Source organism: Planococcus sp. 11815, from assembly GCF_051096385.1.
GTDB lineage: Bacteria > Bacillota > Bacilli > Bacillales_A > Planococcaceae > Planococcus > Planococcus citreus.
The window spans coordinates 2,666,138-2,692,786 of record NZ_CP096991.1 but is presented as its reverse complement, the minus strand read 5'-3'; the positions used below and the strand labels follow the sequence as shown (position 1 = coordinate 2,692,786).

Sequence of the window (26,649 nt, the reverse complement as noted above, 5' to 3'; positions counted from 1 at the left end):
ATAAAAAAAGCACCGCAGCCTGATGAGAGGATGCGGTGCTTTGGAGAAATTTATACTTCAAGGAATTTTACGGTTTTTTCTTTGTCGAGAATCGTGCCGACGTAGAATGAACCGAATTCGCCGTAGCGGGCGGATACTTCATCGAAACGCATTTCGTAAACAAGCTTCTTGAATTGGAGAACGTCTTCTGCAAACAAGGTGACGCCCCATTCGTAATCATCGAATCCGACAGAACCGGAAATGATCTGTTTGACTTTGCCTGCGTAGCTGCGGCCGATTTTGCCGTGTGACAGCATTAAATCTTTGCGCTCTTGCATCGGCAGCATATACCAGTTGTCGTTGCCTTCGCGGCGCTTATCCATTGGATAGAAGCAAATGTACTGCGAGCGTTGAAGCTCTGGGTACAGACGCGAACGGACATGCGGGTTTTGGTAAGGGTCTTCGTTGCTTTCGCCTGACAGGTAGTTCGACAACTCGACGACAGAAACATAAGAATACGTCGGCACTGTGTAGGCGATCAAGGTCAATTTATTGTATTCGGTTTCGAGCTCGCGCAATTCATCCATCGTTTCACGCAAAAGCATGAGCATGAGGTCGGCTTTTTGGCCGATGATGGAATAAAGGGCGTGGGCACCGGTTTTGTTTTCGTCAGCTTGGTTAACTTTTTCCATGAACGTATTGAACTCGTCGATCGCGAATTGGCGCTCTTCGTCGTCGAGCATTTTCCACGCGACCCAGTCCATTGAACGGAAATCGTGGAGCACGTACCAGCCGTCTAATGTAATTGCTGCTTCATTCATCAGTAGAACACTCCTTTTATGTGAATCTCTCTTCCACAGTTTATCATATGAAAGATATAAGTTCCTATCCGAATGGGGCCTGTCACCAATTTGACATGGGCATAGCGCCTTTTCAGCCTCCACTGAAAAGGGTAAACTGAAAACAGCGAACTCAAAAAGAGGAGAATGACAGCATGGCTTTATTTATGGAAGAGAAAAAATGGCGCTTTTGGGATCAATCCTTGAGCGCACGCAAACGTTCGGCGCTCGAATCGTTCGCGGCGGATGACACGCTATGTGAACTGGTCGGCTCGCAGAAAAGCCCGTCGACCGTCCGGACTTGGGTGCATGATGACACCGTCGTTCTTGGAATCCAGGACCACCGCTTGCCTCATATCGATCAAGCGATGGCGGTCTTAGAAGACAATGGCTACCAAGCAATCGTCCGCAATTCCGGCGGCCTGGCCGTTGTCCTCGATTCCGGCGTGTTGAACATTTCCATCGTCCTGTCGGAAAAAGAAGGCGCCATCGATATTCCGCAAGGTTACGATATGATGGTCGAACTCGTCGAAGCCTTGTTTCCGGAAGCGGAAATCGACGCCTACGAAATCGTTGGCTCGTATTGCCCGGGCAGCTACGACTTGAGCATCGGGGGCAAGAAATTCGCCGGCATCTCGCAGCGCCGCATCCGCCGCGGCATCGCGGTGCAAGTATATCTGTGCATCGAAGGAAGCGGCGCAGGGCGGGCGGAAGTGATCCGCGAGTTCTATGAAGCGGGCAAGCAAGGAGAAGAGACGAAGTTCAGTTACCCGGAGATCCAGCCAGAGGTGATGGCGTCGCTCAGCGAACTGCTCGGCCGCGACATCACCGTTCCTGAAGTGGTGCTCGATTTGCATGCGCTGCTTGGCTCGCCGGCCCCGATGCCGCTCCAGGAAGAAGAATTTGAATTGTATTCGTTTTATTTGAAACGGGTACTTGAACGCAATGAAAAAATGCTCGAACGGACGCTTGAATGAGCGTTCGTTTCGTGTAAAATAACCAGTACGATTCGAGGAGGAGTGCCCGTGAGCTACGCGACACAGAAACTAGCTGAAGAAAAAGTGTTCAAAGATCCGGTTCACCGGTATATCCACGTACGCGACCAAGTGATTTGGGACCTCGTCAATTCGAAAGAGTTCCAGCGCCTGCGCCGCATCAAACAACTCGGGACATCCTACCTCGTCTTCCACGGCGCGGAGCACAGCCGCTTCAACCATTCACTTGGCGTCTATGAAATCGTCCGGCGCATCTCGGATGATGTGTTCCACGGCCGCCCTGAATGGGATGAAAGCGAGCGTTTGACCGTATTGTGCGCAGCGCTCCTTCACGACCTTGGGCACGGCCCGTTTTCACATTCATTTGAGAAAGTATTCAATGTCGACCACGAGGAATTCACGCGTGCGATTTTGACCGGTGATACCGAAGTGAACGGCATCTTGAAAAAAGTCTCGCCTGATTTTCCTGGACATGTAGCGGAAGTCATCGCCAAAACCTATTCCAATAAACAAGTGGTCTCGCTTATTTCTAGCCAGATTGATGCCGACCGGATGGATTATTTGCAGCGCGATGCCTATTACACAGGCGTTTCCTACGGCCATTTCGATATGGAGCGCATCTTGCGCGTCATGCGGCCGCTTGATGATCAAGTCGTCATCAAGTCGAGCGGCATGCACGCGGTTGAGGACTATATCATGAGCCGCTACCAAATGTACTGGCAAGTGTATTTCCACCCCGTCGCAAGGAGCGCAGAAGTCATTTTGCGGAAGATTTTGCAGCGAGCCAAAGAATTGAGCGAAAGCGGCTACGAATTCCAGCAGCCGCCGACCCATTTTCTCGCCTTTTTCGACCGCAGCTTCACGCTTGCCGATTATTTGGCACTGGATGAAGGTGTCTTGATGACTTATTTCCAGTTGTGGATAAACGAGCGCGACCCGATCCTCGCCGACCTGTGCGACCGTTTCGTCAATCGCCGTTTGTTCCAATATGTCGATTTCGATCCCGGGACGGATTATAAAAAACTCGGTGAGCTTTCGGCTTTGTTCAAGAAAGCGGGCATCGATCCTGAGTATTATTTGATCGATGATTCGACTTCCGATTTGCCTTATGATTTCTACCGGCCGGGCGAAGAAGAGGAACGCCTGCCAATCCAATTATTGATGCCAAACGGCGATATTAAGGAACTCTCAAGGCTGTCGCAGATTGTCGATGCCATTTCCGGTAAACGCCGAACCGATTATAAATTGTATTTTCCAGCGGAACTGCTCATCGACGGCAAGAAAAAAGCCATCAAGCAGCAAATCCTGGAGATGCTTAGAGAAGGAGGGATTTAGTTGCTCCAAGAACATGCAAGAATCGTCGATTTTATCGCGACGGCCGAAGGAGTAACCGGCCGAAAGAAACTGCAGAAAATGGTCTATATCATGAAAAAGCTCAATGTCCCGTTCAAGGAGAAATACGAATTCCATATTTATGGGCCGTACTCGGAAGAATTGACGGCGCGCATCGAGGAATTATGCGATATGGGCTTTTTATCAGAAGCGCTTGAAGACAAAGGTTCCTATGTGCAATATAAATACGCCGTAACGGACGAAGGTATGGAATTCCGCAATGCCGTCGGCGCTTCCATCCCGAAAAATCCCGAAGCGGCCGCTTTGCTCAATGCCAAAAGCGCGCGTTTTCTGGAACTGGCCTCGACGCTTTTATACTTCGGCCATCTGGAGCGTGGCGAACAAATTGCCAAACTACATAGCGTCAAAGGCAAACTCAACTTCACCGAAACTGAAATCGAAGAAGCTTACCGCTTTCTAGACGAACTCGAGCAATTGAAACTTTCGTAAAACCGCACGCAATACTATAGTCGATTATACTGTTTTTGTATTCAGCATAAGTAGCTGAGATGGTGATGAAATTTCTATTCATCCCTCAAACTAGAGACGGAGCGAAAGGGAGGCCGACGCCTGGGGGACCGCGCGGGCTGGCGAGACAAAGGCGGTGCTCTTCCGCCTTGGCTCAACACCCGCCCCATTCCCGGGCAGCTGAAAACGCGACGTCCTGTCGCATCAGCTGCATGACTCGCTTCCTGCGAGCCTCAAGCAGTCCCTGAAGCGCAGTCGAACAGCGGAAGGTGCAGTGAGATGAGCCCATTCATTTGCACATAAAAAAACTCCCCGAGGGGAGTTTTTGTCTACTCGTCGTTCAACAGCTTGCCGTTGACCGCATATTCGCTTTTCTTCAAATCTTCGAGGAACACAAAAACCTTCTCTGGCGGGGCATCGATTGTTTCGGATACAGCGGCAGTGACCTTTTCGACGAGTGCGCGTTTTTGCTCGTCTGTGCGGCCTTCGAGCATTTTTACAGTTACGTATGGCATAATGGATGCAGCTCCTTTTCATTGGATGTTAGGCTTATCATATCAGAATGGAGGAATTGTACAAATGGCAAATGAAGAAAAGCCCAAAAAGAAATTGGGATTCACCATTATAAAAGACGATCCGACAGACGGGCATAAAGGCTACGGCATCGGTTCCTTATCTCTTGAGAACGTTTCGCCGCTCATCATCGACGTCGAAGAACAAGACGCGGTGCTTGATATCGGCGCGATGCACGCGAGAAGCCAGACGGAACGCGGCATCAAATTTACGACCAACCGCGAAGATTCCGCAGGCGGAAAAGATTATTGGCTCGTGTGGATCACGATCGATTTCAATCCAGCAGGCCCTTATTATGCCGGCGTCACGGCATGTGAAATGGTCGTCAACCGCGAGAAGCGGCGTGGCTACAAAATCTTGGCGGACCACGTCAATTTGATGGATAAGTCGATGAAGCGGAAAATCCTCGTCGACCATATGGACGCACCGTCGAAAAAAGTGCTCGCCGAGTATTTGAAGACCCACAACCCTGAAATGTGGGAGCGCAGCTTAGAACAATTGCACAATGATTTGTCACAATAAGGCTGGATTTTTGAACGAAATGTGAAAGATGAAATTCGGTTCTTCCGGCAGTTGAAGTTGAGCCGAAAAAAAAGTAAACTGAGAGTACAGCTTTTCAACTAGAAAGCTAGGACACCTGATAGCGGGCAAGTGCTATGAGCCATTGCGACAAACCCAAGCCCAATGCCTCATGTCACTTTCTCCGCGACCATCAGGCCAAAAAGGTTTTCTGTGCAGGGAATCGATTCCCTTTGCAGAAAGCCTTTTTGCATGCATGAAAACAGAATCCCTGTTAAGTCTTACAAGGGGGTCTCGTCCGCATCCGCCATGCATAGTCCACGCCAAATCGGGTAAAGAAAAGTGGCGGAAAAGAGTATTGCACTTTTGCGGAAAACACTTATACTTTGTAAAGTGATTTCAATCTGATAAATAAAGGAGTTTGATTATACATGGCAGGATTCTGGTATACCGAAAAACAAACTGAAAACTTCGGCATCACAATGAAAATCAATAAAACGCTTCATACAGAACAAACAGATTTCCAATATTTAGAAATGGCTGAAACAGCCGAATGGGGCAATATGTTGTTCTTGGATGGCATGGTCATGACTTCTGAAAAAGACGAATTTGTCTACCACGAAATGGTGGCGCACGTGCCTTTGTTCACGCACCCGAACCCGGAGAACGTATTGGTCGTTGGAGGCGGAGACGGCGGCGTCATCCGTGAAATCCTGAAACACCCATCCGTGAAAAAAGCGACGCTCGTCGACATCGACGGCAAAGTCATCGAGTACTCGAAAAAATTCTTGCCATCGATCGCATCCGGCTTAGAAGATGCACGCGTTGAAGTAATCGTCGGCGACGGCTTCATGCACATCGCGGAATCGGAAAATGAATTCGACGTCATCATGGTCGATTCCACTGAACCGGTCGGGCCGGCAGTGAATTTGTTCTCGAAAGGCTTCTACGCTGGCATTTCGAAAGCCTTGAAAGAAGACGGCATCTTTGTGGCACAATCGGACAATCCGTGGTTCACGCCGGATTTGATCAAGCAAGTGCAAAGCGATGTCAGAGAGATTTTCCCGATTACGAAATTATACCTCGCGAACATCCCGACTTACCCGAGCGGTTTGTGGTCGTTCACGATCGGTTCGAAAAAATACAACCCGCTTGAAGTGCCAGCTGAGCGATTCCACGATATCGAAACAAAATATTACACACCGGAATTGCACAACGCGGCATTCGTTTTGCCGAAATTTGTGAAAGATTTGACGGGTGAATAAGATGCGTTTTGACGAAACCTATTCAGGAAAAGTATTCATCAAAAGCCATCCGAATTACGAAGAGTCGAAAGCAGTCCTTTACGGCATGCCGATGGACTGGACCGTCAGCTACCGTCCCGGCTCGCGTTTCGGCCCGAATAAAATCCGCGAAGTCTCGATTGGGTTGGAAGAATACAGCCCATACCTTGACCGCGAACTTGAAGACGTAAAATTCTTCGATGCAGGGGACATCCCGTTGCCGTTCGGCAATCCGGAAAAATCCCTTCTCGAAATCGAAACCTATGTACACACGTTGTTGGCTGATGGGAAAATCCCAATGGGCATGGGCGGCGAGCATTTGGTGTCATTGCCGGTCATGAAAGCAGTCGCGAGCCGCTACGACGATCTTGCCATCATTCATTTCGATGCGCATACCGATCTCCGTGAAAACTATGAAGGCGAAGAATATTCGCATTCAACGCCGATCCGTAAAATTGCCGATCACATCGGCCCGAAAAACGTCTACTCGTTCGGCATCCGTTCAGGAATGAAAGAAGAATTCGAATGGGCGAAAGAGCAAGGCATGCATTTGTATAAATTCGAAGTGCTCGAGCCCTTGAAACAAGTACTGCCGACACTCGACGGCCGTCCGGTCTACATTACGATCGATATGGACGTGCTCGATCCAGCACACGCGCCAGGCACTGGGACGGTCGATGCTGGCGGCATCACATCGCGCGAACTGCTCGCATCGATCCATGCCATCGCAGCATCGGGCGTCAACGTCGTCGGCTTCGACCTCGTTGAACTCGCGCCAGTTTACGATCATTCCGATCAAACAGCGAACACGGCAAGCAAACTCATCCGCGAAATGATTCTTGGCTGGGTTAAATAAGAAAAGCGGAAGCGCCTGTCCAGCTCCGACAGGCATAAGACGATCTGGCGCAGCGGCGCTCTTTGCCGCACAGCCAGAGTGGCTTATGGCCCCGAGGAGCTAGGCGCTGGAGCTAGACAATAAGAAAAGCGGAAGCGCCTGTTCAGCTCCGACAGGCGTAAGACGAATGACCGAAGCGGCGCTCTTTGCCGCACAGGGCAGTCGGCTTACGACCCGAGAGGCAAGCCGCTGGAGCTGGACAATAAGAAAAGCGAAAGCGCCTGTTCAGCTCCGACAGGCGTAAGACGATCTGGCGCAGCGGCGCTCTTTGCCGCACAGCCAGAGTGGCTTATGGCCCCGAGGAGCTGGGCGCTGGAGCTGGACAAGAAGAAAAGCGGAAGCGCCTTTCCAATTCCAAAAACGAAAACAAAGCCGGCCTGTATTTAACAGGCCGGCTTTGTTTTGCCTAAAACTAAATCACGGCAATGGAAAGCCCTTTGTCATTTATAGAAGCATCGGAGGAGCTGGCTCGGATTAGATTGAAAAAACGGCGCCAATCGGGCTATAATGAAAAGGTTATTATTTATCGGAAAGGCGGATGCACATGAAGAAATCGGTGAAAATCAAATTGACGACGATCATCCGCCAGCCGGGTGCTGAAGATCAAGTGATGGAACTGCGTTCAGAAGGCGTTCTGACCGTGAAAAATGGACGCCGCTATCTGCAATACGATGAGCGGCAAGATGATCTCGATATCCGGACAACGGTCAAACTCGGTGAAACGGATGCGGTCGTGATGCGCAGCGGAGGTTTGCAGATGCGCCTGCCGTTTCTGTTGGATAAGGAACAGACCGGCAATTTGCGCCACGGGGAAGAATCGTTCATGCTCACGACCAAAGCACATGAACTCATCATGACGGAAAGCCGTTTCAAAGTGCGCTATGACTTAGCGCTCGGAAACGATTTTGCCGGCGAATACGAAATGGAAATACAGTTTATGGAGGGAACCAAATGAACGCAGTAGAACAAGTACAGCAAAACATTAAACAGGCGATCGCCGAAGCGGTCCAAAAAGCGGGACTTACAGAAGAACCGGTTCAGGTCCAATTGGAATCGCCGAGAGATAAAGCGAACGGCGATTACGCAACAAACGTGGCCATGCAATTGACGCGTCTTGCGAAAAAGCCGCCGCGCGCAATCGCAGAAGCCATCGTGGAAAACTTGGACACCCAGTCAGCGAATATCGAAAAAGTCGAAATCGCAGGCCCTGGCTTCATCAACATCATCATCAAAAAAGATTATTTGAACGATGTCATCAAAACTGTACTTGAGCAAGGCGAAGAGTATGGCCGCTCGAACTCCGGCAACAGCCAGCGCGTCCAAGTCGAGTTCGTCTCTGCGAACCCGACAGGCGATCTTCATCTGGGTCACGCACGCGGTTCCTCTGTTGGCGATTCGATGTGCAATATCCTGGACCTTGCCGGCTATGACGTGTCCCGTGAGTATTACATCAACGATGCGGGCAACCAGATCAATAATTTGGCTTTGTCGATTGAAGGGCGTTATTTCGAAGCGCTTGGCAAAGGTGAAAGTATGCCTGAAGATGGCTACCGCGGGCAAGACATTATCGATATCGCTGCGGCACTCGTTGAAGAGCACGGTGATAAATTCCTTCATATGACAGAACAAGAACGTTATAAAGCATTCCGTGAACACGGCTTGAAAGTGGAGCTTGCGAAATTGCAGAAAGACTTGGCCGATTTCCGCGTCCATTTCGATGTGTGGTATTCGGAAACTTCCCTTTACGAAAACGGCAAGATCGACGCGGCATTGAAAAAACTGCGCGACAATGGCCATATTTACGAAGAAGACGGCGCCACTTGGTTCCGCTCGACAACATTCGGCGATGACAAAGACCGTGTGCTTATCAAAAACGATGGCACCTACACCTATTTGACGCCGGATATCGCTTACCACGAAGACAAAATCCAGCGCGGCTTCGACAAGCTCATCAATATTTGGGGAGCTGACCACCATGGCTACATCCCACGCATGAAAGCAGCAATCGAAGCGCTTGGCTACGACCGCGATACGCTTGAAGTGAGCATCATCCAAATGGTGCAATTGTATAAAGACGGCGAGAAAATGAAAATGAGCAAACGTACCGGTAAAGCCGTGACGATGCGCGAATTGGTCGACTTGGTCGGCCTAGACGCGGTCCGTTATTTCTTTGCGATGCGCTCCGGCGATTCCCATATGGATTTCGACTTGGATTTGGCCGTTTCCCAGTCCAACGAAAACCCGGTTTATTATTCCCAGTACGCACATGCGCGCATCTGCTCGATCTTGCGCCAGGCAGCGGAGCAGAACTTCACCGCTTCGACTGAGCATCTGGAGCTGTTGACGGACGAAAAGGAAATCGAAGTATTGAAGAAAATCGGCGATTTCCCACAAGTCATCGCAGATGCTGCAAAACTCCGTGCGCCTCACCGCGTCACGACTTATATCCATGAACTGGCGTCGAACTTCCACAGTTTCTATAACGCCAATAAAGTATTGGATGCTAGCAATGAAGAATTGACGCGTTCGCGCCTTGCCCTGATCGAAGGGGTTAAGACGACACTCGCAAATGCCTTGAAGACAGTCGGCGTCCAAGCTCCTGAAAAAATGTAGAAGACAACTAGAGCTTTCGGTGTATAATGGAGTCATCAAATCAACTGAATAGCAATCATGAAGGTGCTTATGTCTAAGAACATGAGTTAAAAGGGAAGCCGGTGCAATTCCGGCGCGGTCCCGCCACTGTATGTGAGAGCAAACTGCAAGGCCACTAGGAGATCCCGGGAAGGCGCAGCAAGCGATGACCACAAGCCAGGAGACCTGCCTTCATGAACACCGAACCGAAAGCTTGCGAGGACAGGCCGGACGCGCTTGTTTTTTGCGAACCCGTCCTGTAAGTCCTCTGCATCCTTTATGCAGGGGACTTTTTTAATGAAATGTGGAAGCGGCTGTTCAGCTCCGACAGGTATAAGACAATCTGGCGAAGCGGCGCTTTTTGCCGCACAGCCAGAGTGGCTTATGACCCGAGGAGCTAGGCGCTGGAACTAGCCACCAAGAAAAGCGTAAGCGGCTGAATGGAGGCTAAGCTAAATGCGCGACGTCCTGTCGCAACGCTTAGCTGACTCACATCCTGTGAGCCCCCGAGCGAGCGCTTGGTAGGGAAAAAACAAAACACCAGGAGGAATAAGGATGAAAAATATATGGAAATTCGGGACGGCTGCAGGAATGGCCGCAATTGTACTGGCTGGATGCGGCGACGAAGCGGCACCTGTCGAAGATCAAGATGTAGAAACACCGGCTGAACCGCCGTCGGAAGTAGCGGAAGCGGAATTCCCGGTTACCTTAGTCGATGCAATGGGCGATGAAGTAGTCATCGAAGAAGAACCGGAATCATTTGTTTCGATGATTCCTTCTAATACAGAAATCGCCTATGAGCTTGGGCTGGGCGAAAAAATGGTCGGCGTTTCGGATTTCGACAATTATCCGGAAGAAGTAGCAGATCTAGAAAAAATCGGCGGCCAAGAATTCAATGTAGAGAAAATCATCAGCCTGCAGCCGGATGTCGTTTTGGCCCATGAATCAGGGCTTGGCATGGGAACTGAAGGATATCAGCAGCTGCGTGATGCCGGATTGAATGTCTTTGTCGTAGAAAACGCAGAAACATTTGATGAAGTATATGAAACGATTTCCGTCATAGGCCAAGTGTCAGGCGCAGTGGAAGCAGCAGACGGGTTAATCGAGGAAATGGAAGCGCAAGTCGCGGAAGTTGAAGAACTGGCGGCTGGTGTCGACGAATCCAAATCGGTCTTCGTAGAGATTGGCAGCGAACCGGAACTTTATACAGCCGGTACAGGTACGTTCATCCATGAAATGCTGACAATGATTCAAGCTGAAAATGTCGCAGGAGGCGAAGAAGGCTGGATCAGCATGGATCCGGAAGCAGTTGTTGCGGCAAACCCTGAAATCATCATCACCACAGAAGGCGGTTATATCGAAAATGCTGCTGAATTGATCAAAGAGCGCAGCGGTTATGCAGATGTGACGGCCGTGCAAGAAGATGCCATTTATGAATTGAACCCTGATACTGTCACGCGTCCAGGCCCGCGTTTGACGGAAGGCTTGATGACTTTGGCAGAAGTGATTTATCCGGAGACATTCAGTGAGTAAATCTGCACTCGCCTATGTAGTCTCCCTGATTTTATTGGGCGGGGCAGTAGTGCTCGGAGTGACGGTCGGGACGGTGCCAATTTCACCGGCGGTTATCTGGAACCCTTCATCGGACGAAGCAGCTGCGAATATTTTATGGAATATCCGCATGCCGCGTGTGGTGCTTGCGGGACTAGTCGGTGCGGCACTTGCGATTGCGGGCGCAGCTTTTCAAGGCTTGCTGAAAAACCCGCTCGCTGATCCATATACTTTGGGAGTGTCGTCCGGTGCCGCTGTCGGTGCCGTGATGACGCTTTTTTTCGGCATCTCCATTCCGTTTCTTGGCCTGTTCACCTTGCCGGTCATCAGCATGATCGGCGCTTTGATCACGATGCTCGCCGTCATGGGTTTTGCACGGCTTGTCGACCGGTCGATGAAGATGGAAACAGTTATTTTGACCGGCATCATCTTCAGTTCATTCCTGGGGTCGATCATGTCTTTGATGATTGCGTTGACCGGTGAAGAACTGCGGCAGATCATCGGCTGGCTGCTTGGCAGCGTGTCGATGCGCGGCTGGCCCTATGTCCAGATGGCGCTGCCGTTTGTGCTTGTCGGTTCATTCGTCTTATGGCTTTACCGCCGTGAATTAAACGCGATGCTATTCGGTGAAGAACGTGCACAACATTTGGGTGTAGACGTCAGGAAGAGCAAGATGGCGATTTTGATCGGCGGATCGGTCCTGACGGGATCAGCAGTTGCAGTATCTGGAACCATCGGCTTTGTTGGCTTGGTCGTCCCGCACATCACGCGCCTCGTATGGGGCTCTGACCACCGCCATGTCTTGCCGTTATCGTTTATCAACGGGGCTGCGCTTTTAATTGTTTGCGACTTGGTGGCGCGGACGATCATTTCACCGACCGAATTGCCGATTGGCGTTATTACTGCGTTTATCGGGGCGCCGGTCTTTGCATTCATCTTTTTCCGCCAGCGCAGAGGAGGGCTTTAAATGTTGCAAATTGAAAAGTTGTCAGGCGGCTATGGCGACAAGAAAATCGTCGACCGCATCTCATTCGGTGTCGAAAAAGGCCGCATGCTTGGCATACTCGGGCCGAATGGCAGCGGCAAATCTACCTTGATGAAATTGATCAGCGGCGTCTTGGAGCCGACAGCCGGCGTTGTCCGGATCGACGGTAAGCCTGTTGGCGATTTCCCAGCTAAGGAATTGGCCCGCAAGATGGCGGTTTTGCCGCAGCTGCATGCGCATGCTTTTTCACACACTGTCCGTGAAACGGTTTCTCTCGGCAGGTATCCGCATCAAAGCGGCTGGTTTTCGTCTTGGTCCGAAGAAGATGAAGCGGCAGTCCAGGAAGCGATGAAGCTCATGGACATCAGCCACTATGAATCGACATTACTTGAAGAGATGTCCGGAGGCGAACAGCAGCGCGTTTTCGTAGCGCAAGCCTTGGCGCAAAACGCGGCGGTCTTGCTCCTTGACGAGCCGACCAACCATCTCGATATCAACCACCAGAAAGAATTGTTGGATACCATCAAAAAACAGGCGATCGAAAAAGAATTGACGGTTATCTCCATCTTCCATGACATCAATTTGGCTTCCATGTATTGCGATGAACTTCTATTGATGGACGAAGGAAACATCGTCCGAATAGGAGAGCCCCACGAAGTTGTCAGGACGCATGATGTCGAATCTGTCTACCAGACGCGTGTCAGCAATCACCCCCATCCGGAGCTGCCGAAGCCGCAAATCACTTTATTGCCTGGCGTTCGCAGAAAGCCGGCGGGACAGCGAGTGAGAGCAGAAGATTTTCTCGTGACCCCGGAATTTGTCGCCTACCAAAGCCAGCTTCCACTGAAGACCGTTTCGTCTGCCGTCGTCAACGCGGGTTCTGGATGGTTCCGCAATTTCCTCAATCGACGCGTCGATGCCAGCTATAATATCGACAATAGTTTTGAGGAAATGGTCGATTATATCGAAGACAGCGGATTGAAAGCGACGGATACCGTAGCGATGATGACCGCTGTCCGCACTGAGCATGCCATTGTCCGTGAATACGCGGGGGATTTCGGCAGCATCGTCGTGGCGGTGACAGCGGGTGTCGGAAACGGCGTCGATGTATCGCAGGCCGTGGCGCGCGAACAGCGCGTCGGCACCATCAACACGTGGATCATGGTAAACGGCATTCTGTCGGATGAAGCTTTTATTCAAGCGATGATCACAGCGACTGAAGCTAAAACGAAAGCTTTGCAGCATGAAGAAGTCATCGATCCGCTAACCGGAACGATCGCGACGGGCACCTCAACCGATAGTTGCCTGGTCGCCGCTACGCAGCAAGGAGAAGCGCTGCCGTATGCAGGGCCGATTACTGAAGTAGGGAAACTCATCGGCACAGGTGTCTTCGAATGTACAGTTGAAGCGATCCACCTTTACCGCGAGGCGAAAAAAGCATGATCCACCATGTGTTGGCAATCGGCATCGGCCTATTGCTCGACCGCCTAATCGGGGATCCGCCGGCATGGCCCCATCCTGTTCGGTGGATCGGCACCTTAATTAATGGGTTAAAAAAACGGCTGAATGTACCACAGTATGCGTTTCGCAACGGTTTTGCCATGCTTTCGATTGTATTGGCGATTGTCGCAACGGCTACGGTCGCGATCGTTACTGTTGCCTATTCGCTCCATCCGGCGATCGGAGTTTTAGCTGAAGCGCTGTTGATCGCTTCCGGTTTGTCGCAGAAAAGCTTGAAACAGGCAGCGGAAGATGTTTACACGCCGCTCGTCCAAGGTGATTTTGCGCTTGCCCGCAACAAGCTGTCATGGATTGTCGGGCGCGACACAGAAACTTTGGGAGAAAGCGAGATCACCCGCGGCGTCGTCGAAACGGTTTCCGAAAATACAAGCGATGGCATTACCGCTCCGATGTTTTGGGCGCTATTGTTCGGCGCGCCTGGGTTATGGATCTACAAAGCGGTCAATACGTGCGATTCGATGGTCGGCTATAAAAATGAAGAATTCCATGATTTCGGTTTTGCTTCCGCGAAATTCGATGACGTATTGAATTATGTGCCGAGCCGTGTGACCGGCTTGTTGATCGTGTTATTCACCCGAAATGAAAGCGGCATGCCGTTGAAACAACGCCTGTCGATCTGGCTGCGCGATGCCAGGAAACATCCGAGCCCGAACAGCGGCTGGCTGGAAGCGGCAACGGCTGTGCAGCTGGGCATCGAACTTGGGGGCGTGAACTCCTATGGCGGCGTTCGGTCAATCCGCGCTAAAATGGGCGAACCATTGTTCAAACTCGAAGCAACACATATTAGAAGTGCAGTGAACCAAATGAATATTGCCGCAATCAGTTTTTTCGCACTGATTGCAATAGGGGGAATCCTGCTTGAAATTGCCTGAACACGGAGCCAATCCACATCGCCTCTATGAACAAGCGGGGCACAAGCAACCTTCGGATGTGATCGATTTCAGTGAAAACGTCCATCCGTTCGGGCCGCCCGTTTTTTTAAAAGAACAATGGGGAGAATTTTACAATTTGCTGTCTTCGTACCCAGACCCGGAAGCGGAACCTTTCCGTTCAGCGGCGGCCGAATACCACGGCGTCGAAAAAGAGCGGGTCGCTGCCGGAAACGGTGCTGCAGAAATCTTTACCTGGCTTGCAAAGCGTTACCGCGGCAAACGGGTGGCCTTGGTGGAACCAGCATTTTCTGAATACCGGAGCACTTTGGAATCTGAGAATATCCATATATTAGAAATTAGTTTGAAGCCTGAAAGTGCGTGGCAATTAGAAGTAGAAGATGTAAAAAGACAGTTAGCACAGTGCGATGCATTGTATATTTGCAACCCGCATAATCCGACCGGGCGCTTGCTGGGCTTGGCGAAACTCGAAGAAATCGCCGCGTTGTGCAAAGGAAAGTGTGAGCTGGTAATCGATGAAGCGTTTATTGATTTTATCGGGGAACATACATCGTTCATTCCGCTGCTGAAACGGTATCCGCATGTCATCATCGTCCGTTCGATGACCAAAATGTATGCGCTTGCGGGTCTTCGGCTTGGCTATGTCATTGCCGAGTCCAGCATCATCCGCGAATTGACAGGTGCCGCCGCCCATTGGAATGTCAATGGTTTAGCGGCCGCAGCCGGTGCACGCTGTTTTTCTGAAGAGGCGTACCGGGAGCGAATTATCCGGGCGGCCGACAGTGAACGCACGAAAATGGAAGATTTTCTGGAAATGATGGGTTGTCCGTTCATCCCTTCAGCAGCCAACTTCCTGTGTTTTCAATTACCCAATCCGGTGCGTTCAGAGCCATTTTTCCATGCAATGCTAGAAGCAGGAATCGTCTTGCGCCATACTTATTCATTTAAAGGAATGGACGGCGAATGGTTTCGCATCGGCATGAAAAGCGCCTCAGCAATGGAACGGTTGAGAAAGGAGATGCAGCAATGGTTCAAGGACAATTAGTTTTTGTATCAGGGGGAGTGCGCAGCGGAAAAAGCGCTTATGCTGAAACGCTTGTCCGGCAGGCGACTGGGGGTCGCAATGTATATATTGCCAGTGGCATCGCACGCGACCCGGAAATGGCCGAACGCATCGCGCGCCACCGCAAAGACCGTGCACAAGACGGCTGGTGGACAATTGAACAGCCTCAGCAATTATCAGAAGCCTTGCCGCTCATCCGGCAAAATGACGCGGTGTTGTGGGATTGCGTTACGACCTGGCTCGCAAATGAACTGTATGAAGAGTTTGAGCAAGGCGGTTTATGCGCAGACACGCCCGGCTGCATGGAGCAAAAATGGCATGAGCTAAAAAACACCATCGATTCGATCCGCGCGAAAGCCGTTTATTTTGCCGTCGTTTCCAATGAAGTGCTGGATGAACCGCTTGTCGACCATACTTATCAAGAGTGGCTCGGAAAGATTCACCAATGGCTCGCAAGCCGCGCAGATCAGGCGGTTGAAATGGAGAATGGCCTTGCAATTCGAAGAAAGTGAAGGTGATGCGAATGGCGAATCGGACGCTTGGGGGCTTGCTGCTCGCATTTCAATTCTTTTCATCCATTCCGGTACATAAAGAGATTCCAATGAAAAAACCGCAAGTAACGGCAATGTACAGCTTGTTGCCTGTGGTCGGATTAGTGGCAGGGGCAATGGCTTCAGCCGCGATCTGGCTAATGAAGGAAACCACCGATATCGGTCCATTAATGATTGCGTTTTTGCTGGCTTCATTATTGTGGGCGATAACGGGGGGCTTGCACATGGACGGGTTGGCAGATACCGGCGACGCTTATTTTTCATACCAGAACAAGGATAAACGCCTGGAAATCATGGGAGACCCACGCATTGGCGCATTCGGGGCGATGGTGCTGATTTTTGCGATTGTCGGTAAGATCATCGTTCTTGCAGAACTGATTCCGACTGTGTCACTGATCGCTCTTGCCGCGGTGCCGGTCGTCAGCCGGGTCGGACTCTCTGCTTTATCCGCCACTGCAAAGCCGGCGAAAACAGAAGGGCTCGCGGCTTATTTTCAGCGTTTGATCGACCGCAAGACGATATTGTCAGCAATGTTCGCCTGGTCGCTGCTTATGCTTGCCATCTTATTTATATTCTGTGGCTGGACAGTGGCGATCGCCTTTTTGGTTGTTGTGCCCATTGCGACATTTGCTTATAAAAAATGGTGCGACAAGAATTTCGGCGGTGTCACGGGCGATTTGCTCGGGGCATACGCAGAAGGAATGGAGCTGTTGTTATGGATCATGCTTTTGTTCTTCGTCTGATCCGCCACGCGCCGACCGCAGGGAATGTGCGGAGGGCATATATCGGCTGGACCGATGAACCGATTTTGCCGTTCGAAGCCAAAGCGGATCATACTATCAACCTCGTGTGGGGGAGCGATTTGCTGCGTTGCCGGCAAACGGCCCAGCGATTGTTTCCGACTGCCAGTTACCGGGCAGTTCCAAATTTGCGGGAACTGAATTTCGGGGATTGGGAAAATTGCACGTACAGCGAGTTGCAATTTAATGAACGCTACCGTAAGTGGATCGATGACCCTGAGGCCGTAAAGCCGCCGAACGGGGAAAGCTTCCAGCAACTGGCGGAACGGGTTGATCGAGCAATAGAAACTTTTTCCGATACAGGAAATTTTACGCTCGTCACTCACGGAGGGCCGATTCGCTACCTGCTGTCCAAAGCAACCGGACAGCCATTCTTTTCCCAGCAGGCAGCACACGGGCATTGTTATACCGTCACATGGGCGAGCAAGTCAGCGTATAAGGAGGGCCATCCATGCGTATCGTATTCGGCGGAGCCTTTAACGGCAAGCGCAAGTATGTAAAAGAACAGTTGAAGCTGGATTCAAGCGTTTGGCTCGAAGGCGAACTGCCGGCACCGGGTGAGAGCGCAGTGATTGCCGGATTGGAGCAATGGATCCGCAAGCAACTGGAACAGCAACGACCGGAACAGGATATAATAGCGGCAATCCGTGAACTCGCGGAAAGCGCCGGCGATCGCATCTGGATTTTGACTGACATCGGCCGCGGCATTGTGCCGATCAATCCGCTTGAGCGCGAATGGCGCGATGTCACGGGCAGGAGCTATCAGTATTTATTTGGCAACGCGGAGCACATCACACGCATTTGGTACGGCATTCCACAAACAATCAAAGGAGATGGTCGAGATGAATATTTACACGAAAACCGGGGATAAAGGGCAGACAGGATTAATCGGGGGGCGGACGGACAAAGACGATCCGCGCGTGGAAGCATACGGCACGATTGATGAAGTGAACTCATTTATCGGAAAAGCGATGACAGAACTTGACCGCGATGTATTCGCCGATCTTCTGGAAGATTTGCAAACAATCCAAAATGAGTTGTTTGATTGCGGCGGCGACTTGGCGGATGTCCGCAACACGCCGCAATACAAGACGAATGAGGAATCGGTCGAACAGCTGGAACGCCGCATCGATGTATTGATGGACGAACCGCCGCTTCTTGAGCGTTTTATCCTTCCGGGAGGCACGCCCGCTGCAGCGACTTTGCATATCGCACGCACGATTACACGCCGTGCGGAGCGCCAAACTGTAAGCCTGGCAAAAACCGGCGAGGAATTCCCAGCGGTCATCCAGCGTTATTTGAACCGTTTGTCGGATTATCTTTTTGCAGCAGCACGCGTTGCCAATTCGCGAATGGATGTAGCGGACAATGAATATGTGCGCAGCGCCAAAGTCTTCAAGGACGGCGGGCGTTCGAAAAAGCGGGAGGAATGACAATGAAGACGCAGACCATTGCCCTGGCTGCTATTTTTATCAGCTTGTCCGCAATCGGCGGCATGGTGAAAATCCCGCTCGGCATCGCGTCGATTGCACTTGATGCCATGCCGGCACTCGTTGCGGCGCTGTTTCTCGCGGCACCGCTTGCCGGCTTTGTCGCCGCAGCGGGCCACTTGTTATCGGCTTTATTCGGCGGCATGCCGCTCGGCCCGTTTCATTTATTGATCGCGCTGGAGATGTTTGCGGTCGTCTGGCTGTTCGCGAAACTGCATAGCAACGGCAAGACCTGGTGGAAATGGATAGCATTCATTATCGGAAACGGCGTGTTGGCGGCCGTGCCATTTTATTTCCTATTATCTCCTGCTTTTTTCTATGCCTCCGTCCCGGGATTGCTGTTGGCCGCATCGATTAATGCTGCAGTCGCTGCACTCGTTGCCCCGCTTGTTACAGCAGCTGCAAGGAGATTGGCCTGATGCGCAACGAATTGATGGTCGATGGGATGGTCATCACGACGGATAATTCAGCGGCAATCGGAGAGAAGCCGCACGACATCGTAAACGTCCCGGATGAAGTCGCCGCGAAGTTCGCCGCACGTGTCGCATTGGCAGAACAATGGGCGGCTGGAGGGGAAGCAACTGCCATTCTGCTCCATAATTTCAGCGGTGAAGAGCACTGGCCGCGTTATGTCTCAGGAATCACGCAATTATTTTCCGAGCTCGAAATGCCGGTTCCGCCGGTTTCAGGAAGCACAGAAAGCAATATCGAGACGCTGCAATCGGCGCTGGCGGTGACGATCATCGGGCGAAAGCTTCGCATGCTCGCTGATCCGCATGAACTTGAATGGTTTATTTACGGAGAGCCGCTTGTCGGGGAAGCGGTCATCAATCATCCCGACCGGATCGCCGATTTGCGGATCGTAAAAAACGCATTCGACTGCAATCAAATTGAGCGAATCTGGCCGATTGGGTCAGAGGGGATTGAGCGGGAAGCTGACAAGCTCTTCGGCTGCAGGATGCCGCTAGCACAAGGAATTGCCAAAGAAGCGTCCGGCGGTCCTGCGACTTGCTTGTTAGTCGGTCTCAAATCAAGTAAAGCCGAGAAAGCAAAATGCCTATTCGGAAAGCATTTTCGCGAATTAATTGAATAGCCTATAAGCCGCCTATCGAGCGGCTATTTTTTTGGGGGAAAAACAGCTGGAGGATGGAATCATGGAGACCATCGCGGCAAAAGCAGCCGGATGATAGCTGTTTCAATTGTTTTGGCAGGCAGGAATGCAGTGAGGGCGTGTGGAATATCAGTTATTGGAAATTATATTTCGGAAAGGCTATAGATTTCTATTGACTGAATGCTCATTCACTTTTAAACTAGAACATAGTATCGACATTCTGCCGCACTTCACGTAAACTTTGGAGTAGAATTGGGGATTTACACATTCAACAAGGGGGGACTACACGATGGAGTTTTTGCTCATCGCTAACTGGGTTTTATTTATACTTGTAACCGCTTACGCCGTTTACTTGTTCATCTACTTGCTGAAGTCGCGCTATGACTATATCAAGCTTGGCAAAAAAGTAGATTTTGAAGAAAACTTCAATGAACGGGTCCGCAAAGTAATGGTCAACGTGTTTGGCCAGAAGAAATTATTGAAAGATAAAAAGAGCGGTGCGATACACGTGATGTTCTTCTATGGCTTCCTGCTTGTTCAAGCGAGTGCCATCGATTTCATCATCAAAGGCTTGTCGCCTGATTCACATTTGCCGCTTGGCCCATTATATCCGGCATTTACACTCTTCCAGGAATTCGTTACATTAACGATCTTGGTCGCTGTCGTCTGGGCATTCTATAGACGTTATATCGAAAAACTGGTTCGCCTGAAGCGCGGCTGGAAATCCGGCCTTGTGCTGATTTTCATCGGTGGTTTAATGGTCACCGTCCTTGTCGGGAACGGCATGAACATGATCTGGCACGGCCATGAAGGGGCTTGGACAGAACCTGTCGCAAGCGTCATCGGAGCGGCATTCGCTTGGCTTCCTGAAACGGCTGCAGCGACCATCTTCTACGTTATGTGGTGGGCGCATCTCTTGTTCTTATTGACATTCTTGGTCTACGTTCCGCAATCCAAGCACGCCCACTTGATCTTCGGGCCGGTCAACACATGGTTCCACCGTTTGGATCATGTCGGCCGCTTGAAGCCAATTAATTTCGAGGATATGGAAGAAGAAAATGAAGAAGATCCAGATGCCATGCCAACATTCGGCGTCGGTAAAATCACCGATTTCACGCAAGCACAGATGATCGATTTCTACGCATGCGTAGAATGCGGACGCTGCACGAATATGTGTCCGGCTACCGGAACCGGCAAAATGCTGTCGCCGATGGACCTGATCACGAAACTCCGTGACAACTTGACGAACACGGGTGCTGTCATGACCCAGAAAAAACCGTGGGTGCCAGCGATGGCATTCAGCAATACGCAAGGAAACCAGTTGGCGATGGCTGCAGGCGCTGAAGGCATCTCAATCGATGAACTTTACAGCCCGAGCTTGATAGGCGATGTCATCACAGAAGAAGAAATCTGGGCTTGTACAACATGCCGCAACTGTGAAGATCAATGTCCGGTCATGAACGAACACGTCGACAAAATCATCGACCTTCGCCGTTACCTGGTCATGACGGAAGGCAAGATGGATAAAGATGCACAACGAGCCATGACCAACATTGAAAAACAAGGCAATCCATGGGGCTTGAACCGCAAGGAAAAAGAAAACTGGAGAGACGCTCGCCCAGATATCTCGATTCCGACGGTCAAAGAAGCCAGCAAAGCTGGAGAAGAGTTTGAATACTTGTTCTGGGTCGGTTCGATGGGCTCATTCGACAACCGTTCACAGAAAATCGCGCTTTCCTTTGCACGCTTGATGAATGAAGCAGGTATCAAATTCGCGATTCTCGGTAATAAAGAAAAGAACTCCGGCGATACACCGCGCCGCCTCGGGAATGAATTCCTGTTCCAGGAACTTGCGACCGCCAATATCAAGGAGTTTGAAAAAGCGGGTGTCACTAAGATCGTCACGATCGATCCGCATGCTTATAATATTTTCAAAAACGAGTATCCGGATTTCGGCTTTGAAGCAGAAGTCTATCACCATACAGAAATGCTCTTTGACCTTGTCCAGCAAGGCAAGTTGAAGCCGCAGCATGCAGTGAACGAGAAAATCACTTTCCATGATTCCTGCTACCTCGGCCGTTACAACGATGTATACGATGCGCCGCGTGAGATTCTTAAAGCGATCGAAGGCGTCGAACTCGTGGAAATGAAACGCAATCGCCAAGACGGCATGTGCTGTGGAGCTGGCGGCGGACTTATGTGGATGGAAGAAGACGCCGGACACCGCGTCAACGTTGCCCGCACCGAGCAGGCGCTTGAAGTGAGCCCGACGATGATTTCTTCCGGATGCCCGTACTGCTTAACGATGCTATCGGATGGAACGAAAGCGAAAGAAGTCGAAGAGCAGGTCGGCACATACGATGTCGCTGAACTCCTTGAGATGGCTGTTCTCGGAAAAGACGCACCACCAGTTGAGGAAATCGTACAATAAATAGATTTGCCAACTGACAGAAAATTGAGTAGAATAACAGCATAGAGAAAAATGAAAGGGAGTGCTACACTCCCTTTTCTTATGTAATCAAGTCGAGCGAGCGTTCAGTCAACCAAGAAAAGCAAAACCAGCCGATCAGGTTCGACCGGCATAAGACGAACCGGCGAAGTGGCGCTATTTGCCACACAGCCGGGTTGGCTTATGACCCGAGAACTTGGCTGGAATTTGCTAGACACCAAGAAAAGCAAAATCAGCCGATTGTGGCTGAAAAAATTTTTATCGTTATGAAAACGTTTCCAAAATATGAGGAGGAATTGTAAATGGCAAAAACGGTCATCATTGATGGAGCACGCACAGCATTCGGGAAATTTGGCGGGGCACTCAGTTCATTCACAGCAAGCGACCTAGGGGCAGCGGCGATCAAGGAAGCGCTGAAGCGTTCAGATGTAAAACCTGAAGATGTTCAAGAAGTTATCATGGGCAATGTCCTGCAGGCAGGCCAAGGGCAAATCCCTTCCCGCCAAGCGGCTTATAAAGCGGGCATTCCTTACAACGTTAAATCCGAAACAATTAATAAAGTATGTGCATCCGGTTTACGTTCTGTCACGCTAGCAGACCAAATCATTCGCTTGGGAGACGAAGAGTTGATCGTTGCAGGCGGCATGGAATCAATGTCGAATGCGCCTTATTATTTGCCGAAAGCACGCTTTGGCCTTCGCATGGGCGATTCTCAAGTCATTGATGGCATGGTCCACGACGGCTTGTCATGTTCCTTCCATCCAGACAAAGTGCATATGGGCACATACGGCAACTCAACGGCAGAAACTTTCGAGCTGACACGTGAAAGACAAGACGAATGGTCAGCCCGTTCCCATGAACGCGCAATTAAAGCACGCGATCATTTTTCACAAGAAATTACGGCAATGGAAGTGCCTCAACGTAAAGGCGATCCAATTACAGTCGACCAAGATGAAGCGCCGCGTGAAGGCACAACATCTGAAGTGTTGGCGAAACTGCGCCCGGCATTCGGAAAAGACGGCACGATTACGGCAGGGAATGCACCAGGAATCAATGATGGAGCGGCAGCACTTGTATTGATGAGTGAAGAACGCGCCCAAAAAGATGGGAAAGCCGTATTGGCTCACGTTCTAGGACACACAGAAGTCGCGGTCGAACCGCACCGTTTCCCTGAAACGCCAGGGCTCGTCATCAACGAATTATTGAAGAAAACCGGCAAATCATTGGAAGAAATCGATCTTTTTGAAATCAATGAAGCATTTGCGGCGGTTGCGCTGGCAAGCTCGAAAATTGCTGGTCTCGACGAAGAGAAAGTCAATGTCAACGGAGGATCCGTTGCACTTGGCCATCCAATCGGGGCGAGCGGGGCGCGCATCATCTTGACGCTCGCTTATGAATTGAAACGCCGCGGAGGCGGCATCGGAATTGCCGCTATCTGTTCAGGCGGCGGGCAAGGCGATGCAGTGATGATCGAAGTACCAAAGGAGGAAAACTAAACATGTCTATCCAAAACGTCATGGTCATCGGAGCCGGCCAAATGGGCTCCGGTATCGCACAAGTATGTGCACAAGCTGGATTTAACGTAAAACTGAACGATATGAAACAAGAAGCATACGAACGCGGCATCGCGAGCATCTCGAAAAACTTGTCGCGCAATGTCGAAAAAGGCCGCATGACAGAAGACGAGAAGTCGCAAGTACTCGGCCGCATCCAATCTTCATTGGATTTAAAAGATGCACACGATGTCGACATCGTCATTGAAGCCGCTGTCGAGAACATGGAAATCAAATCGACGATCTTCAAGACTTTGGACGAAGTGGCACCGAAGCATGCCATTCTTGCATCGAATACATCTTCACTGCCGATCACTGAAATCGCAGCAGCAACGAAGCGCCCGGAACAAGTCATCGGCATGCACTTCATGAACCCGGTACCGGTGATGAAATTGGTCGAGATCATTCGCGGCCTTGCAACAACGGACGAAGTATATCAGGCAGTTGAAGACATGACAGTGAAATTATCGAAAACGCCAGTTGAAGTAAATGACTTCCCTGGTTTCGTTTCGAACCGCATTTTGATGCCGATGATCAATGAAGCGATCTTCACGCTGCAAGAAGGCGTCGCGACAAAAGAAGCAATCGACGAAGTGATGAAGCTCGGCATGAACCATCCGATGGGGCCTCTTCAATTGGCTGATTTCATCGGACTGGATACTTGCCTTTACATTATGGAAGTGCTGCACGACGGTTTCGGCGACAGCAAATACCGTCCAAGCCCGCTCCTGCGCCAATACGTGAAAGCCGGCTGGCTCGGCAAAAAGACCGGACGCGGTTTCTACGAATACAACTAAGATTTAGGGGGAGCCTTAATGGATCTGCATTTTACAGACGAACAATTGATGATGCGCAATATGGTGCGCGATTTTGCAAAAGAAGAAATCATGCCTTTTATCGATCGCATGGAAGAAGGCGAATTCCCGACGGAGATACTCAAGAAAATGGGCGGGCTCGGATTGATGGGCATCACCGCACCAGAAAAATACGGCGGCTCGGAAATGGATTTCACATCTTACATCACAGCCATTCATGAATTGTCTAAAGCGAGCGGCGTTATCGGCGTCATTTTGTCGGTTCATACATCGGTCGGCACCAACCCGATCATCAATTTCGGGACGGAACAGCAGATTGCAAAGTACGTTCCGAAACTGGCGACGGGCGAATATTTGGGCGCATTCTGTTTGACAGAGCCGTCGGCCGGATCCGATGCAGCGGCGCTGAAAACGCGTGCTGTTAAAAAAGATGGGAAATATATCCTGAACGGATCGAAAGTCTATATCACCAACGGCGGCGAAGCCGATACGTACATCGTGTTCGCATCGACGAATCCGGAAGCAGGCCCTCGTGGAGTTTCTGCCTTTATCGTGGAAAAAGATTTTCCAGGGTTTGTGGTCGGGAAAGACGAAAGAAAAATGGGGCTTCACGGTTCGCGGACCGTGCAGTTGACGTTTGAGAATATGGAAGTACCAGCTGAAAACCTGCTTGGGGAAGAAGGCAAAGGATTTTCGATCGCGATGGCGAACTTGAACGCCGGGCGCATCGGGATCGCCGCACAAGCTTTGGGCATCGCAGAGTCTGCTTATGAATACGCAGTAGCATACGCCAAAGAGCGTGAGCAATTCGGAAAACCAATCGCCCAGCAGCAAGGCATCGGGTTCAAACTTGCCGATATGGCGACTCAAGTCGAAGCGGCTAAACTGCTCGTCTACAACGCAGCCGATATGTACGCAAAAGGAATCGAATGCAATAAGGAATCGTCAATGGCGAAGCTGTTCGCTTCAAAAGCGGCGATGGACATCACGACGGAAGCCATCCAAGTTTACGGCGGCTACGGCTACACGAAAGACTATCCGGTCGAGCGCTTATTCCGCGACGCCAAAGTCACAGAAATCTACGAAGGCACGAGCGAAATCCAACGCATCGTTATCAGCAAACAACTACTAAAATAATTGGGGGAAATAACACAATGAACTTTCAACTATCTGAAGAACATAAAATGATCCGTAAAATGGTCCGCGACTTCGCGAAAAACGAAGTGGCGCCGACAGCAGAACAGCGCGACGAAGAAGAAAGCTTCGATATGAAAATCTTCCATCAAATGGCGGAACTCGGACTGACAGGCATTCCGTGGCCGGAAGAGTACGGCGGTATCGGTTCAGATTACTTGGCATACTGCATCGCGGTTGAAGAGTTGTCCCGTGTGGACGGTTCTGTCGGCGTTATCTTGTCTGCCCACACATCACTTGCCGGATGGCCGGTCTATACATTCGGAACGGAAGAGCAAAAGCAGAAATACTTGCGCCCGATGGCTGAAGGCACAAAAGTCGGCGCTTACGGACTAACAGAACCATCTGCAGGATCAGATGCAGGAAGCATGAAAACCAGCGCGAAAGAAGACGGCGACCATTATATCTTGAACGGCTCTAAAATCTTCATTACAAACGGTGGCATCGCTGATATCTACGTCGTTTTCGCCGTGACTGACCCAGACTCGAAACATAAAGGTACAACAGCCTTCATCGTCGAGAAAGATTTCGAAGGCTTCTCTGTCGGCAAGAAAGAGAAAAAACTCGGCATCCGTTCAAGCCCGACGACTGAAATCATCTTTGACAACTGCCGCGTGCCGAAAGAAAACGTGCTTGGCGAACTGGGCCAAGGCTTCAAAATTGCCATGCAGACGCTTGACGGCGGCCGCAACGGCATCGCAGCCCAAGCTGTCGGAATCGCACAAGGCGCGATGGACGCAGCAGTCGATTACGCAAAAGAGCGCGAGCAATTCGGCAAGCCGATTGCAGCGAACCAAGGCATTTCCTTCAAGCTTGCGGATATGGCGACAGGCATCGAAGCATCTCGCCTATTGACGTACCAGGCAGCTTGGCTCGAGTCGAACAAACTGTCCTACAGCAAGGAATCCGCCATGGCAAAATTGATGGCTGGCGACACAGCGATGAAAGTGACGACAGAAGCGGTTCAAGTCTTCGGGGGCTACGGCTACACGAAAGATTATCCGGTTGAGCGTTTCATGCGCGATGCGAAAATCACTCAAATCTACGAAGGCACACAGGAAGTCCAGCGTTTGGTCATTTCCCGTATGGTCACGAAATAAAC

Annotated in this window: 27 protein-coding genes and 1 riboswitch; of the genes, 25 read left to right on the top strand and 2 right to left on the bottom strand. The window is 50.7% G+C overall.

The window, feature by feature from the left end; all coding sequences use genetic code 11:
* Positions 1–50: 50 nt before the first annotated feature.
* A complete protein-coding gene (gene hemQ / locus M1Q06_RS13535) occupies positions 51–800 on the bottom strand; it encodes a hydrogen peroxide-dependent heme synthase (RefSeq protein ID WP_121298416.1) in 750 nt (249 codons plus the stop codon).
* Between the two features lie 173 nt (positions 801–973).
* On the opposite strand from hemQ, the gene M1Q06_RS13530 reads away from it, so the two are divergent.
* Genes M1Q06_RS13530 through M1Q06_RS13520 form a run of 3 tightly spaced genes read left to right on the top strand, consistent with a single transcriptional unit; the run spans position 974 to position 3,655 of the window.
* Complete coding sequence (locus M1Q06_RS13530) at positions 974–1,795, top strand: lipoate--protein ligase family protein (RefSeq protein ID WP_434400010.1); 822 nt, start codon at positions 974–976, stop codon at positions 1,793–1,795.
* A 48-nt stretch (positions 1,796–1,843) separates the two neighbouring features.
* Complete coding sequence (locus M1Q06_RS13525; RefSeq protein WP_434400008.1) at positions 1,844–3,148, top strand: HD domain-containing protein; 1,305 nt, start codon at positions 1,844–1,846, stop codon at positions 3,146–3,148.
* Positions 3,149–3,655, top strand: coding sequence for a YwgA family protein (locus M1Q06_RS13520; protein ID WP_434400006.1), 507 nt, complete (start codon positions 3,149–3,151; stop codon positions 3,653–3,655).
* 347 nt (positions 3,656–4,002) lie between these two features.
* Here M1Q06_RS13520 and M1Q06_RS13515 read toward each other — a convergent pair whose 3' ends face one another.
* Positions 4,003–4,188: a 2-hydroxymuconate tautomerase gene (locus M1Q06_RS13515; protein WP_058382915.1), complete on the bottom strand. Its 186-nt coding sequence runs from the start codon at positions 4,186–4,188 to the stop codon at positions 4,003–4,005.
* A gap of 64 nt (positions 4,189–4,252) precedes the next feature.
* On the opposite strand from M1Q06_RS13515, the gene M1Q06_RS13510 reads away from it, so the two are divergent.
* The 22 genes from M1Q06_RS13510 to M1Q06_RS13405 all read left to right on the top strand — a co-directional run bounded on the left by M1Q06_RS13510 (position 4,253) and on the right by M1Q06_RS13405 (position 26,647).
* On the top strand, positions 4,253–4,768 hold the full coding sequence (locus M1Q06_RS13510; protein ID WP_434400004.1) for a YwhD family protein: 516 nt from the start codon (positions 4,253–4,255) through the stop codon (positions 4,766–4,768).
* 428 nt (positions 4,769–5,196) lie between these two features.
* Positions 5,197–6,030 (top strand): spermidine synthase, encoded by an 834-nt coding sequence (speE, locus tag M1Q06_RS13505; protein ID WP_058382917.1) that lies wholly within the window; start codon positions 5,197–5,199, stop codon positions 6,028–6,030.
* Position 6,031: 1 nt separating this feature from the next.
* On the top strand, positions 6,032–6,904 hold the full coding sequence (gene speB / locus M1Q06_RS13500) for an agmatinase (RefSeq protein ID WP_434400001.1): 873 nt from the start codon (positions 6,032–6,034) through the stop codon (positions 6,902–6,904).
* Positions 6,905–7,487: 583 nt separating this feature from the next.
* Positions 7,488–7,898: a DUF1934 domain-containing protein gene (locus M1Q06_RS13495; protein WP_434399999.1), complete on the top strand. Its 411-nt coding sequence runs from the start codon at positions 7,488–7,490 to the stop codon at positions 7,896–7,898.
* Positions 7,895–9,556: an arginine--tRNA ligase gene (gene argS / locus M1Q06_RS13490; protein WP_101191329.1), complete on the top strand. Its 1,662-nt coding sequence runs from the start codon at positions 7,895–7,897 to the stop codon at positions 9,554–9,556. Before M1Q06_RS13495 ends, argS begins: the two co-directional genes overlap by 4 nt.
* Positions 9,557–9,600: 44 nt before the next feature.
* A riboswitch (cobalamin riboswitch) is annotated at positions 9,601–9,782 on the top strand.
* A gap of 347 nt (positions 9,783–10,129) precedes the next feature.
* Entirely contained in the window at positions 10,130–11,107 is a 978-nt protein-coding gene (locus tag M1Q06_RS13485; RefSeq protein WP_434399997.1) for an ABC transporter substrate-binding protein, read from the top strand.
* Complete coding sequence (locus tag M1Q06_RS13480) at positions 11,100–12,092, top strand: FecCD family ABC transporter permease (protein WP_121298397.1); 993 nt, start codon at positions 11,100–11,102, stop codon at positions 12,090–12,092. The genes M1Q06_RS13485 and M1Q06_RS13480 overlap by 8 nt, the downstream gene beginning before the upstream one ends.
* Positions 12,093–13,553, top strand: a complete 1,461-nt coding sequence (locus tag M1Q06_RS13475) for an adenosylcobinamide amidohydrolase (RefSeq protein WP_434399994.1) — start codon at positions 12,093–12,095, stop codon at positions 13,551–13,553. It begins immediately after the preceding gene.
* Complete coding sequence (gene cbiB, locus M1Q06_RS13470) at positions 13,550–14,503, top strand: adenosylcobinamide-phosphate synthase CbiB (protein WP_434399992.1); 954 nt, start codon at positions 13,550–13,552, stop codon at positions 14,501–14,503. The genes M1Q06_RS13475 and cbiB overlap by 4 nt, the downstream gene beginning before the upstream one ends.
* Positions 14,490–15,566, top strand: a complete 1,077-nt coding sequence (locus tag M1Q06_RS13465) for a pyridoxal phosphate-dependent aminotransferase (protein WP_434399990.1) — start codon at positions 14,490–14,492, stop codon at positions 15,564–15,566. The genes cbiB and M1Q06_RS13465 overlap by 14 nt, the downstream gene beginning before the upstream one ends.
* Positions 15,548–16,096 carry a bifunctional adenosylcobinamide kinase/adenosylcobinamide-phosphate guanylyltransferase gene (locus M1Q06_RS13460; RefSeq protein WP_216970567.1) on the top strand — a complete coding sequence of 183 codons (549 nt, stop codon included), beginning with the start codon at positions 15,548–15,550 and terminating at the stop codon, positions 16,094–16,096. Before M1Q06_RS13465 ends, M1Q06_RS13460 begins: the two co-directional genes overlap by 19 nt.
* Before the next feature lie 11 nt (positions 16,097–16,107).
* Positions 16,108–16,878 (top strand): adenosylcobinamide-GDP ribazoletransferase, encoded by a 771-nt coding sequence (gene cobS, locus M1Q06_RS13455; protein ID WP_434399988.1) that lies wholly within the window; start codon positions 16,108–16,110, stop codon positions 16,876–16,878.
* Positions 16,851–17,435: a histidine phosphatase family protein gene (locus M1Q06_RS13450; RefSeq protein WP_434399986.1), complete on the top strand. Its 585-nt coding sequence runs from the start codon at positions 16,851–16,853 to the stop codon at positions 17,433–17,435. Before cobS ends, M1Q06_RS13450 begins: the two co-directional genes overlap by 28 nt.
* Complete coding sequence (locus M1Q06_RS13445) at positions 17,387–17,806, top strand: bifunctional adenosylcobinamide kinase/adenosylcobinamide-phosphate guanylyltransferase (protein ID WP_434399985.1); 420 nt, start codon at positions 17,387–17,389, stop codon at positions 17,804–17,806. Before M1Q06_RS13450 ends, M1Q06_RS13445 begins: the two co-directional genes overlap by 49 nt.
* Complete coding sequence (locus M1Q06_RS13440; RefSeq protein ID WP_274624259.1) at positions 17,778–18,368, top strand: cob(I)yrinic acid a,c-diamide adenosyltransferase; 591 nt, start codon at positions 17,778–17,780, stop codon at positions 18,366–18,368. Before M1Q06_RS13445 ends, M1Q06_RS13440 begins: the two co-directional genes overlap by 29 nt.
* 2 nt (positions 18,369–18,370) lie before the next feature.
* Positions 18,371–18,844 (top strand): ECF transporter S component, encoded by a 474-nt coding sequence (locus M1Q06_RS13435; RefSeq protein WP_121298379.1) that lies wholly within the window; start codon positions 18,371–18,373, stop codon positions 18,842–18,844.
* The gene (locus M1Q06_RS13430; RefSeq protein WP_434399982.1) at positions 18,844–19,518 is read left to right on the top strand and encodes an alpha-ribazole-5-phosphate synthase; all 675 of its coding nucleotides are present in this window, start codon (positions 18,844–18,846) and stop codon (positions 19,516–19,518) included. Before M1Q06_RS13435 ends, M1Q06_RS13430 begins: the two co-directional genes overlap by 1 nt.
* 307 nt (positions 19,519–19,825) lie before the next feature.
* Positions 19,826–21,967, top strand: coding sequence for a (Fe-S)-binding protein (locus tag M1Q06_RS13425; protein ID WP_434399980.1), 2,142 nt, complete (start codon positions 19,826–19,828; stop codon positions 21,965–21,967).
* Between the two features lie 320 nt (positions 21,968–22,287).
* Positions 22,288–23,481, top strand: coding sequence for an acetyl-CoA C-acetyltransferase (locus M1Q06_RS13420; protein WP_434399978.1), 1,194 nt, complete (start codon positions 22,288–22,290; stop codon positions 23,479–23,481).
* 2 nt (positions 23,482–23,483) lie between these two features.
* Positions 23,484–24,335: a 3-hydroxybutyryl-CoA dehydrogenase gene (locus M1Q06_RS13415; protein WP_434399976.1), complete on the top strand. Its 852-nt coding sequence runs from the start codon at positions 23,484–23,486 to the stop codon at positions 24,333–24,335.
* A gap of 18 nt (positions 24,336–24,353) precedes the next feature.
* Complete coding sequence (locus M1Q06_RS13410; RefSeq protein WP_121298370.1) at positions 24,354–25,490, top strand: acyl-CoA dehydrogenase; 1,137 nt, start codon at positions 24,354–24,356, stop codon at positions 25,488–25,490.
* A gap of 17 nt (positions 25,491–25,507) precedes the next feature.
* The gene (locus M1Q06_RS13405) at positions 25,508–26,647 is read left to right on the top strand and encodes an acyl-CoA dehydrogenase (RefSeq protein WP_274624265.1); all 1,140 of its coding nucleotides are present in this window, start codon (positions 25,508–25,510) and stop codon (positions 26,645–26,647) included.
* The last annotated feature ends 2 nt before the right edge of the window (positions 26,648–26,649 follow it).